This is a genomic window from Pseudomonas sp. AU11447 (assembly GCF_001672555.2).
Classification (GTDB): Bacteria; Pseudomonadota; Gammaproteobacteria; order Pseudomonadales; family Pseudomonadaceae; genus Pseudomonas; species Pseudomonas nitroreducens.
Window position 1 is genome coordinate 1 of sequence record NZ_LZDG02000092.1, and the last position, 11,023, is coordinate 11,023.

At 62.4% G+C, this 11,023-nt stretch carries 10 protein-coding genes; all 10 read right to left on the reverse strand.

The genetic code is table 11. The annotated features are described in order from the left end of the window. A partial coding sequence (gene pilV, locus A6723_RS30680) for a shufflon system plasmid conjugative transfer pilus tip adhesin PilV (RefSeq protein ID WP_139093109.1) occupies positions 1 to 1,162 on the reverse strand: 1,162 nt, incomplete at its 3' end. Next, complete coding sequence (locus A6723_RS30685) at positions 1,152 to 2,093, reverse strand: ATPase, T2SS/T4P/T4SS family (protein ID WP_054911323.1); 942 nt, start codon at positions 2,091 to 2,093, stop codon at positions 1,152 to 1,154. The genes A6723_RS30685 and pilV, both read right to left, overlap by 11 nt. A 10-nt stretch (positions 2,094 to 2,103) precedes the next feature. Then, entirely contained in the window at positions 2,104 to 2,619 is a 516-nt protein-coding gene (locus A6723_RS30690; RefSeq protein ID WP_054911322.1) for a type 4 pilus major pilin, read from the reverse strand. A 23-nt stretch (positions 2,620 to 2,642) separates the two neighbouring features. Further along, positions 2,643 to 3,809, reverse strand: a complete 1,167-nt coding sequence (locus A6723_RS30695; RefSeq protein ID WP_064979911.1) for a type II secretion system F family protein — start codon at positions 3,807 to 3,809, stop codon at positions 2,643 to 2,645. Continuing rightward, complete coding sequence (locus A6723_RS30700; RefSeq protein WP_054911093.1) at positions 3,802 to 5,361, reverse strand: GspE/PulE family protein; 1,560 nt, start codon at positions 5,359 to 5,361, stop codon at positions 3,802 to 3,804. The genes A6723_RS30695 and A6723_RS30700 overlap by 8 nt, the downstream gene beginning before the upstream one ends. A gap of 11 nt (positions 5,362 to 5,372) precedes the next feature. Continuing rightward, positions 5,373 to 5,948, reverse strand: a complete 576-nt coding sequence (pilP, locus tag A6723_RS30705; RefSeq protein ID WP_054911094.1) for a type IV pilus biogenesis protein PilP — start codon at positions 5,946 to 5,948, stop codon at positions 5,373 to 5,375. Then, complete coding sequence (gene pilO2, locus A6723_RS30710; RefSeq protein ID WP_054911095.1) at positions 5,938 to 7,266, reverse strand: type 4b pilus protein PilO2; 1,329 nt, start codon at positions 7,264 to 7,266, stop codon at positions 5,938 to 5,940. The genes pilP and pilO2 overlap by 11 nt, the downstream gene beginning before the upstream one ends. Before the next feature lie 10 nt (positions 7,267 to 7,276). Beyond that, positions 7,277 to 9,118, reverse strand: a complete 1,842-nt coding sequence (locus A6723_RS30715) for a PilN family type IVB pilus formation outer membrane protein (RefSeq protein ID WP_054911096.1) — start codon at positions 9,116 to 9,118, stop codon at positions 7,277 to 7,279. After that, positions 9,115 to 10,227, reverse strand: a complete 1,113-nt coding sequence (locus A6723_RS30720; protein WP_054911097.1) for a TcpQ domain-containing protein — start codon at positions 10,225 to 10,227, stop codon at positions 9,115 to 9,117. The genes A6723_RS30715 and A6723_RS30720 overlap by 4 nt, the downstream gene beginning before the upstream one ends. 306 nt (positions 10,228 to 10,533) lie before the next feature. After that, positions 10,534 to 10,890: a copper-binding protein gene (locus A6723_RS30725; RefSeq protein ID WP_054911098.1), complete on the reverse strand. Its 357-nt coding sequence runs from the start codon at positions 10,888 to 10,890 to the stop codon at positions 10,534 to 10,536. Positions 10,891 to 11,023: the final 133 nt, after the last annotated feature.

The window sequence follows — 11,023 nt, forward strand, 5'->3', positions numbered from 1 at the left end:
CGCAGTCCGATTGAAAACGTCCCACAGGCCCTGTACAACTTACGCTAAAGGTATTGAGGCTTCCGCCTGCTGCCCACACACCGGATTGGCAAGATAGTGTGACCCCCGAGCCATCGGCGCTCTTGGCGAGCAACTTGCTATCGCCACAAGCGGTACCGGCGGTTGCGAGCCCTCCAATCGAGATGAACTCGTTGGTGGAAATTCGACCTGTGGCGGTTATGTTGCCGAAGGCAACCACCTGGCCTCCAACCAGCGTTCCGCCAGTCGCCAGGCCCTTGTTGTTGTAGATCCGCACCCAGTCCGCGTCGGACTGGTAGATGCCGCCTCCCCACTTTTCGCTGTACCAGCCTGTATCGCCCCGGGTTCTGAACCATCCCCCGGTGTACGTCTCGCCGGTCACGTTGGCAGTGGCGGCGGTTACCGTGCCGGTGGCTGTGACGTTTCGCGCGCTGACGTCGGCGCCAGTGGTGACGTTCCCCGTCGCGGTGATCGCTGCGGCGTTGTTGATGTTGTGCCCACCGACGTTGAGGTCAGTGTTCATCGTGTTGAACTCCGGGTGGCCTGGCACAGCATTCCGGTACAGATAGTCGTTGGCCAGCTCGCCATCCATCAGGAACAGCGCGCTGGCGGTATGGCCTGCTCCCGGGTTGATCGCGTAGTTGCTCAGGGCCACTTGCCAGCCGCCGCGGATACCCTGGATGACGTTTGGGCTGAGCGTCGAGATGAACCCGCCAGGTCCCCCAAGGTTCTCCGCGATGGTGCGGATCCCGATCTCAGGGATCGTCTGGCCGCCAGTGGTCACGACGATTGCCTCCAGCTGGTTCGCATTCGGCTTCCTGGCCAGGCCAATGATTGTCTGGCCGAAGGCGTTGGTGTCGGCAAACCCGGCCGGCAGGTAGTTGGTGTTCTGCAGCATGGTCACGGTGACCTGGACAGGCGCGGTCGCAGTCGCGTTCGCGAGCACGACGGCGAAGTTGTCCTTCAGATACTTCGAGAATGCCTCCGCGAACGTCTGCTGCTTGTCGGCAGCTATGCGGTAGCTCTGCTGGTTGGACATGTTGACCATCCAGAGCACTGCCACAGTGACGAGCACGGCGAGGACGATGAGGCCCATCGCCGCGTCGACGCTGAGTAGGCCTGCCTGCCGGCGTTTATTGATCATTCCAGAGACTCCTCGAAGATTGCTGGGCAATGTCTTGCTCCAGCAGTTGGATGTCCCCCTGCCGGATTTTCTCGCGAATGGAAGGTGCGTCGGCGCCAGTCAGTGATAGGCACTGGAGCTTCAGGCGTCTGGCGCCCTTCGAATCGGTCTGGAGGGTTTGGTGGATGACGGCGACCAGGCCCTGGGAGAGGACCTGGAGCGCGTTCGAGATCAAGGGTTGCGCAAGGACCGCGAGCCTTTCGATGCCCAGGGCAGCGTTGCCCGAGTGCCCGGTGCAGATGATGAAGTGCCCGTTGATCGAGGCCTGGATCACCAGCATTGCTGTTTTGGAGTCACGGACCTCGCCCACTAGGATGATCTCTGCCCGCGTGCGTAACGCGCGGATGAGCGCTTCCTCGTAGCCGCCTTGCTTGCGTGAGACTGGCACCTGTACGCAACGCCCAGGGCCGTGGACGCCATGCAGCAGGGGCTCGGGAGGGTCCTCGACGGTGAGGGCTACGCCGCCGTGAACCTCAAGCCGGGCCTTCACCAGGGATGCAGCGCTGGATGTTTTGCCGGAGCCCATCTCGCCGCAGAAAAAGACCAGGCCGCGTGTGAACTCGTCCAACAGGCTCTCGTGCAGCTGATCAGGAAGTCCCAGGTCGTCGAGCGGGAGAATCTTGACGGCCGACTTGTTCAGCACGAACAACGGTTTGGCGTTCACGTCCTGCAGCTGGGTGACGCGAAGGACCACGTCGTCTACCAGTAGGGAGAACTCAGGCTCCTGAGTGGCATTGTGGTGCTCCTGGCAGCGCTCCCGCAGCTGCTGGATCTCGACCTCCCATTCGGCTGGTGCCTGAACGCGACGGGGCTGCCCAGGCAGCCCCTTCACGTCCGAGAAGCCGTCGCCGAGGTACAGGTCGACGAACTGTGCTTCGGAGATGAATCCCACGCGCTCCCCCTTAGTAGGTCGTCCAGGCGATGGTGTTGGCGTCGGAGGAGCAGCTGGTGGTAGCCGCGGCGCCCAGGATCTCGCCAGCCGTAGACGTCCCGCCGTTGATCGCGGTGCTGGTCTGCTTGTCTTTGGCGATTTTTGTCACCAGGGTGATGCAGGCGCTCTTCGGCACGTTCGTCTCGGTGAGAGTGAAGGTCATGCCATTGCTCACGTTGGTGACGGAACCGTTCCACTGGTTGGTCAGCGTCGCACCCGAAACACCCATCGAGCCAGTGCCGTCGATGGCGATCAGGGAAGGCACGAGGTTGGTGCCGGAGGCGCCGTAGCCGGTCGAACCCTTGAGCTTCTTGGTATTGCCGATGATCGTGGTGATGTTGCTCTGCTCGATCGCGACGTCGGAGCCGGAAAGCATCTTGAAGCCCAGGTAGGCGATGAAGCCCAGGGCGATCGCGATCAGCATCAGCCACATGACGCCGTCGATGGAAAGAAAGCCGCGCTGCTTGTGGTGGCGGGAGATTGCCATTGGTCGTACCTCGTTATGGTTGATCAGTGTTGGATGGAGTCCATGAGCCCCAACGCCAGTTGGAAGATGCCCACCACGACCAGGATCATGAGCAAGCCCATGAGGATGGCCGAGACGGTTACCAGGGCGCCGGAGATCGCCTCTACGCGCTTGAGCATCTGTTCCAGCCAGCGGTTGGCGAACCGCTCCATCGACTTGGCGAAGCCCTTGCGGGTGGCAAGTACCTGCAGGAAGTGGATGGCCATGGCATCGGGGAACTGGTGGCCGGCAAGACGCAGTGCAGTGCCGAAGTCCTTGCCGGAGCTAACTCCGTAGTGGATCGCGTCGATGCGCTCGCGAAGCCAGGGAGCTGCGCTGCGCTTCAGGATGGTCAGTGCGTTGAGCTGGCTGATGCCGGCGCGGAGCATCACCGACATGTTGAGAAGGAAGATCGAGCCCTGCAGGACCTTGTAGATTGACCAGGGCGGTATCGACTCCAGTCGAATTCGAGCCTTCTGCAGGAACGCGCTGAGCTGCACTTTCATGACTGGACTGTTACTGCTGATCTGCAGCCCGCAGAAGTAGGGCAAGGTCGTGATCGACAGCACGACAAGCGTCAGGGTTACGATGACGATCGCCAAGCCGTAGTTGGTTACCAGGTTGGACAGGGCATAGAGGACTGCCGGCACGCCGGTCCAGTTTTCAGGATCCTGGCGCTGCGACATGGAAGGGACCATCCAGCCGGCGATCACATACATGAGCGCGCCCATCAAGCTCCAGGTGAGGGACGGAAGCGCAACGACCGACTTCACCAGGCTGGCGATGCGCTGCCTGGCTTCGATGATTCGCACGCAGTCGCGGAAGGCCTGGATGAGGTTGCCGGTTTCCTCCCCCGATTCGATCAGCGAGGACTCGTCGAATGGGATGTAGCTGCGACAGGCCTCCGCCACAGGCTTGCCGCCACGCACCAGCATTGCGACCTGGCCGCACACAATCGAGACAGGATGGAGCTCCTTCCCGTCGTTGCTGAAGGCTTTCTCGACGGTCTCCAGTGCCTCTTCAATCGGGATGCCGTCCTCGAGGACGCCCATCAGGCTCTCGTAGAACTGGATCCGCTCGTTCTTGCCGAACTGCTTGATGTAGAAGGTTTCCACCCAGCCATGCGCAGCTTCGCGTAAGCCTGCCCACAGATCGAGGAGCAGATCACGCATGTGTCAGCTCCACCAGCTGGCGGTCGAAATCCAAGGGACCGACGATGGTTTCTGCGTGCCGAGGGTCAATGAGGCCACTGGCGATCTTCTGGGTGGCATGGGCAATTTTGGTGATGCCGCCCATTTCCTTCACCCAATGACGGCGCGCCGCGCTGGCCCCCTTCTCGACAAAGGTCTTCATGAACAGCAGGTCGGACAACAGCACTTCGGCCACGACGGTTCGATCAACCACACCCAGGTGCTTGCAATGCGTGCAGCCTTCGCCGTGCAGGTTGACCTGGTCGACGATATCCAGCTGCTCCAGGCGCAGCCTCAGGCTGTGATCGATCGTGTCGAGGTTCTCGCGCAGAGGGATTCTGCATTTCGGGCACAGAACCGGCAGGAGTGACTGGTTGATGATCCCAGTGGTGAGCGCCGGATCGGTGACCAGGTAGCTGGGAACGCCCATGTCCATCAGTCGCTGGATCGATGCAACCGCGTTGTTGGTATGCAGCGTCGACCACACCAGGTGGCCGGTCATACCGCCGCTGTACGCGGCCTGCGCCGACTCCAGATCACGCAGCTCACCGAACATCAGAATGTCCGGGTCCAGGCGGACGGTGTTCTTGATGCCGTCCTTCCAGGTCTCCCCGGCGCCCAGGGGAGACTGGTTCGCCTTCAGTGGATATTCGGGCGGATCCTCCAGAGTGAGGATGTGGCGCGTCCCTTCGGTCTCGTCATGGAGCAGGTTCAGGTTGACCTGCAGACTCTTCGACTTACCGGAACCGGTGGGACCGGTTATCAGGTTGATGCCATAGGGCAGGCTGCGAAGACGGGCGAACTGCTCAATCTGCGACGGCAAGAAGCCCAGCTCCTCGAGCGACTTCTTGGACTCGTCGTCGTAGAGCAAACGCATGATCATCAGCGGCCCCTCGACCAAGGGGCGAGTGGCGATCCGGGCGCCAAACAGGCCCAGCTGCTTCACGAACTCGCGGCTGACGCGCCCATCCTGCGGAATCTGCGGCTGATAGTGGTCCTTGGAGACGTCGCACATGCTGTTGTAGAGCGCGGAGCACAGCTCACGCCCTACCTGGCTTTTCTCCTGCGCGGCCTCCCAGAGGAGCCCATGGATCCGGTATTTGATCTTGGTGATGTCATGGCCAACTACAACATGGATGTCGCTAGCAGCGCGACGGTGGGCGTCCCCCAGCATCGCAAGTGCCTGCGCCTGGCGGTCAGTTTCCACCTGCGCGTTGAAGCCCGCCTGGCTGGAGGTCTGGTACAGCGCTTTGATGTCAGACAGTGTCGACTGGACCACTTCGAAGTCATGCCCCTGACGCTCGAGCTGGTCCATGAAGGCCATGACGTAGTGATCGGTTCGATGCTGCTGAGAGACATGCAACTTGCCATCGGCAGTCAGTGCCAGTACCTGGCGGAGCTCCTCCTTGACCTCGAAAAGACCACCGGGGGCAGTCAATACGATCACGGGGATAGCAGCAGTGGTTGCCGTCGACGTGCCCACTTCGACGTGCTCGCCTTCCTGGTCGATTGGGGCAGAAGTAAGATCGGTCATCGTAGTGTTCCTCAGCGTTGAGCTGGCACCAGGCCAGGCAGTGCCGGCAACGATGGTGGTGCCGCGGAGGTCTGCTGCAGCGATTGCAAAGCTGGCGTAGGCGCCCTGTCGGAGAAGCCGAGCGGGTAGCGTTTGCCTGCGCGCTCCAGGAACACGCCATCAAGCGTGATCTGACTGACGCGATATCCTCCGGGCAGCACATTGCCCACGATGGCATCCAACTCGTAGCCGCTGCTAAAAAGCAGGGTTGCCTGCAGGCGACGGCTGGAGCCGGTGATTGCGCGCACCACCGGGAGGTCCGGTTCACTGCTGGCACGGCTGGGCGCCGGCGTTGCAGGCTGAGCTGGCTGCTGCATGAAGGAACCGGGGAACCCGTTCGGCGCTTGCTGGGGGCTGCTGGACGTATCCTCGCCATTGCTTTCGCGCTCAGCCTTCAATCGCTCCGCTTTGGCTTTGAGGAGGATGGTTTCGCTCTGCACCTTCCCGAGCTCACCCACGCTGATGCCAGAGAGCGAGGCGTCCTCCGCCCAGGCATTGCTCAGGACAAAGCAGGCGGATGCTGCCAGCCAGAATTGCTTATTTCGCATACAGGTCTCCTGATACCGACCACATCAGGTGGCCGGCCTGGTACTCGGACTTGATCTCGCGCAGCCGCAGCCCTTGAAGCGGGGCGCCGTTGAGTGAGTCGTAGGGAAGGACGCCGCTGACGTAGTTCAGGTCGAACTGCTTCCATTGGGGAGGCGGAGGCGGGGGCGGAGCAGGCTGGCCCGGCAGCGCGGGTTCCTGAGGCACCACGACGGGAACCTCCTTGAGCGTCGGCTCCTGGGAGAAGGCATGCAGCCAGGACGACAGGGCCGCAAGAGCGTCGATCGCTTCCGCGAGTGGCTCGTCACCGGCTGCTGGCAGGGCAAGATCGAACTTCAGCGTCGCGGAGTTTCCTTCGTCGAAGAATGCCGGCCGGTCGGAGAAGTGGCCGGCGCTGGCAGAAATGAGCTCAGCAGCAGTGCTGTTTCCACCGCGTTTGTAGGCAGCGAGGACTTGCGTGCCGTCGCATTGGGCGTTTGTGAAGGTCCAGCCGTGGATGCTCGCGGGCAGCTGGTACATCACTCGGCTGCAACCCTCGACGAAGGCTGGGACAGAGGGTCGTTTCGCCCAAGGGTGCTCCAGCGCCTGTAGAGGCTGTTTGGTGCCTGTTTCTTGCTCCAGCCGGGCTTGCTCCTCGAGGCGCTTCCGCTCTGCCTCCAGGCGCGCTTCGCGGGCGATCTGCTCCTGGTGCGCACGCCACTGTGTCCATGCCACAAAGGCGCCGATGACGATCACCGCGATGACGATCAACTGAGCCAGTTCCGCTTTCGACAGCCCGAATACCAGTGGTCGGAGGCGGTACTCGCGTTTCAGCTTGGACGGCTGAAGCAGCTCCTGGATGTCCAGGGGCTCGCCGCCCATCTCGAATTCTGGCGGGAGGTACTCGTGCTCGAAGTTGATGCCACGGCTACGCTGTTGTGCAACGCGCCGGCGCACTTCCGCGGCGGTACCGATGAGGTCGCAGCCTGGGATGATCCCGCCGTCATGTACTGCTACGACCGCGTAGCGATCCTCATCAGTTTCAACCTGCCAGGCTGCGATCCAGGAGTTGCCGAGCTGGCCGGCAAGGGTCGCGGCCAGGCTGTACATGCCCTTGGTGACACCCTCGGTGCGCGATACGAAGCCTGCCTGGATGATGCGCGGGGTGCGCCGTATGGCGACGATGTCCAGGTCGTTGTCTTCCCCGAACTTGCGCGCCTCCTTCATGTAACCGGTGAGACTGCCCAGCGGATGCCAGCGCAGGCCGGTCACGAAGTCCCGGCCACGGTACTGAAGGATCTGGACTCGCGAGCCCGCTACCTTGGGAGCGTCAGTGCTCATCATCGCCCCTTCAGAAGGTCCAGCAGGCACGCTGCTTGGCGCTGCACGGGACCTGGGTGCCATGGCCAGCATCATTCGCAGCCAGGTTGGCCGCCGCCTGCAGGATGTTGGGAACGACCTGGATGCTCCCGTTGAGGTTGTCGGGCAGAACGATCGGAGTGACCAGGACGACCAGGGCGCTGTGAGTCGACGTGCGGCTGCTACCGCCGCCAAGGCCGAAGAAGCTCGGGCTGCCTACGCCGGATTTGGAGGCGTTCTCGCTGTTCTCGTCGAAGCCGGTCAGTACCAGCGTTTCGCCGCTGCGCAGTCGCACCTTGGGCGCAGCGTTCTTGGTGTCGTAGTCCGCGTTCTGAACCTTCGAACCGTTGCTCTCGAACTCCTTGAAGGTGGGCTTGCTGCTCATGCTCAGGGTGATCATCAACAGCATGTTTTCGCGGTCCAAGAGCTTGGGCAGCAGCATCATGTTGAAGCCGCTGGTGATGGTCGCAGGTGTCAACGAGGTGCTGGATCCGACCGATGCCGTGGTCGTGGTTGAACTGGCCGCGACATAGCTCTGCACGTTGCCGATCTGGATGGGGGCCGGCTGCAGGTTTAGTGTCGTTACCGAGGGAGACCTCACCTCGGTTACTCGGCCTTGCTCGGAGAGTGCCTGCAGGATCGCTTTGGTGCCCGCCCAGGGGGAGCTGGACGTGTCGAGGATGCTGCCAGTGGCAGAAATGGCGTCGGTGCTGATGCCGGAGACGGTGTTGGACAGCGAGAAGCCCCATTTGCCGGAGACCGATTTGTACACGGCGTCCCAGTTCACAGCGTTCTGGTCGGTGTCGGTGAAGTTCACCTCGGCCACCTTCACGTTGAACAGAACCTGGCGGGTGATGGTCCGGTTCGTTTCACGGAGGTAGGCCGCGACTCTGTTCAGGACCTCGGGCCTGTCGCTGACAGTCATCGTGCCGGTCGAGCGCGAGAGGAACATCCGGCCTTCAGGCTGGACGCTGAGCATGGCCTGGACGTTCTTCTCGATGTCGGCCAACAGGGAGGTCTTGATGGTGACGGTGGTGCTCTGGTTACTGCCCGACTCGCCCGATGCGCCGGAGCTGGTCGACGTGCCGCTGTCGCCAGAGCCGGAGCCCGTCGAGGTCACCAGGCCTGACTTGACGGTGCTTTCGATGACCTGGTCATCACCGAATGCCCATACGTCGAACGTGCGGGTATCGAAGTAGGTGATCCGCACGCCCTGCAGGTCAGGGTCGTAGTTCCAGGACAGGCCCAGGCGGGACGTTGCCTGATTGAGCAGGCCGGACACCGGGCCGGAGTATTTAATGCCAGCGATCAGGCCAGCGCCGGACAGACCAAGGTCGAAGCTACGCGCGCCGCTGGGAGCCGATCCAATCACGTTGGCCGGCATCAGGCCGGCCAGGCTGTCTGGGCCAGCGGAGTTGATCGGCGCCGGCGCGCTGTTGTTACTCCCCGACTGCTTGGAAGACGTGAGTACACCGGGATTCAGCGCGTCAGGCGCCACCAGTACCGGCAGACCAGTCTGCTGGGTGATGTACTGGGCCACTTCGGTGATCGACACGGCCGATACCGGCCGGTACGCGATATCGTGGTCCTGGCCAAAGGGGAGCCCGCGCTTGGTCACCAGCGGCTGGGTCGATACCCACGGCTTGTTGCTGAAGACCACGGTATCGCGCGCTTGCTCGGGCTGCAGGTTCTGCAGGTACTTGGTGTACTGTCCGGCCGACTTGCCCTCGAGCTCAGCGCGGGCCACCGAATCGTTCACGCGCTGCAGCGAGCAGCTGCTCATGAAAAGGGCCAGCGGCAGGATGGCCCAGCGTACCCAGGGGCGTTCGGTCATTTCTTCTTCCTCTCGTCAACGTGCAACACGCGCTGAGAGTCGCTGCCATCAACCACGAAGGAGCGCTGAGCGGTGTCGTATAGCGGGAACAGCTGTTTGATGGCCTCTTCGAAGGAGCCTTCGAAGCGCAGTGGGGCCTGGATCGGGTAGTCCAAGTCGTCCTGGCTCCAGATCAGGGTCCAGTTGGCCTTCTTGGCCCAGGCCCCGACGCTCTGGCGCAGGGTTGATCCAGAATCGGCTGTCCATACCTGGGGCAGCGGCCGTAGGATCGGTGCGGGGAACGTGACCGGCGCAGGCTGAGTAGCAGTTGCAACTGACTGACCAGGCTTCACGCCCGCTGCGCCCGGGATGACGCTGGCAGGCTTGGAGGCAGCGCTCGAGGGCGAGGCTGCAGCGATGGGGCCATCCTTGGCGGGTGCCACTGGGGGGAGCACTGCGGGTTTGGCTGCGGCCGCCGGCGCGGCAGCAGCTGAAGTCGTGATGGCGGGGCTGGAGGGCACCGCAGCGACTACGACAGCGCCGGCGGCAGAGTCCGGCGCCGGAGTGGCTGTCTTGGTATTGGCAGGCTGCTGGGCGTACATCGTAGGCGCCGGCCGCGGAGGTTCTGGCAACTGGTAGCCCGGGCGAAGCACGAAGCACACCTGGCGGTTCACCTCGTCGACCTTTACCTGCCAGGCCGGGCCGGCCAACACCTGTAGGGTGTTGCGCAGGGTCATAGGCCCCAGCTTGTACTGGGCAGCTGGCAGCGGTCGGGTGTAGAGAATGTTGACGTGCCCGGAGCTGGCGGGACACAGCGCGTAGCCGGAGCGCTCAACGACGTACTGCATCGCATCCCGAACACTGGGGTTCATGTTCGAGGGAATGGTGACGTCGATGATCTGGGCCATCAGGTCGCGCTGACCGGCGTCCGGTTGTGTCGTGACCAGGGTGTAGCGCCCATAGCGGACGACGGGCTCCTTCTCTGGCACCCCACCGCTGGGGTAAAGGTCGGGCGACAGCATTTCCGGATTGCGGCTGCTATCGAATGCGGGCTTGGGCGTCTCGACCGGCTGGGTGGTGCAGCCGGTGAGAAGCGCGAGCAACGAGAGAGTGGTCAACTGCCTGGTCATGTACCGAAAGGCCCCCTTTGATGATGGGGGTCACGTTCGCAGGCGCAGTGCCAGTACGCAGTAGGAAATAGATAACGCGGCTTAGGGGTATTTATTCAGAGCTCTTGTGTGCCGAGTAGCGCTCTACTTGACCTCTCCGCCTGAGTGGCTATGAGCTACAACAATCGACTGGATCAGCTATGGCTTGCACGCTTTGTAATCATGATGGGCAGCGTCCGACCGGTTGAATCCACAACCCAAAGCGGACGTTTGCTCCTTAGGACAGCCCAGTCGACATACCCGACCAACTGGGCCTCCATCTCAGAATTACTGCTTCCGGATATTCACGATCTTCGACGCCCCTCCTTCATAGAGGAATTCGAAGGCCACCTTGTCGCCGACCTGCAGATTGTCCAGTTGGCCCGGCTCGGTCTTGAAAGCCATGGTCATGGGCGGCCATTGCAGAGCCGCTACCGGGCCGTGGGCGAGAGTGACAGTGTGGCGTTCAGTGTCGATGGCCTTGATGGTGCCTTCGGCACTGGCGGTGGGGGCGGCCTTCGAGCTTTCCGAGTTCATGCCGTCCATGTTCATGCCATCCATCTTCATGCTGGGCATGTCCTCAGCGGTGGCGGCAAAGGACAGTGCGAGCAGCAGGGTGCCGGCGGCGATCAGTGGTTTTTTCATGCGATTTCTCCGGGTTGGGATTGGATAGCCACGCGAGGCTGACGACGGCGCATCAGCCAGTAGGCGGCGGGGATGACGAACAGTGAAAGGAGCGGCGCGGTGATCATGCCGCCGACCATCGGCACGGCGATGC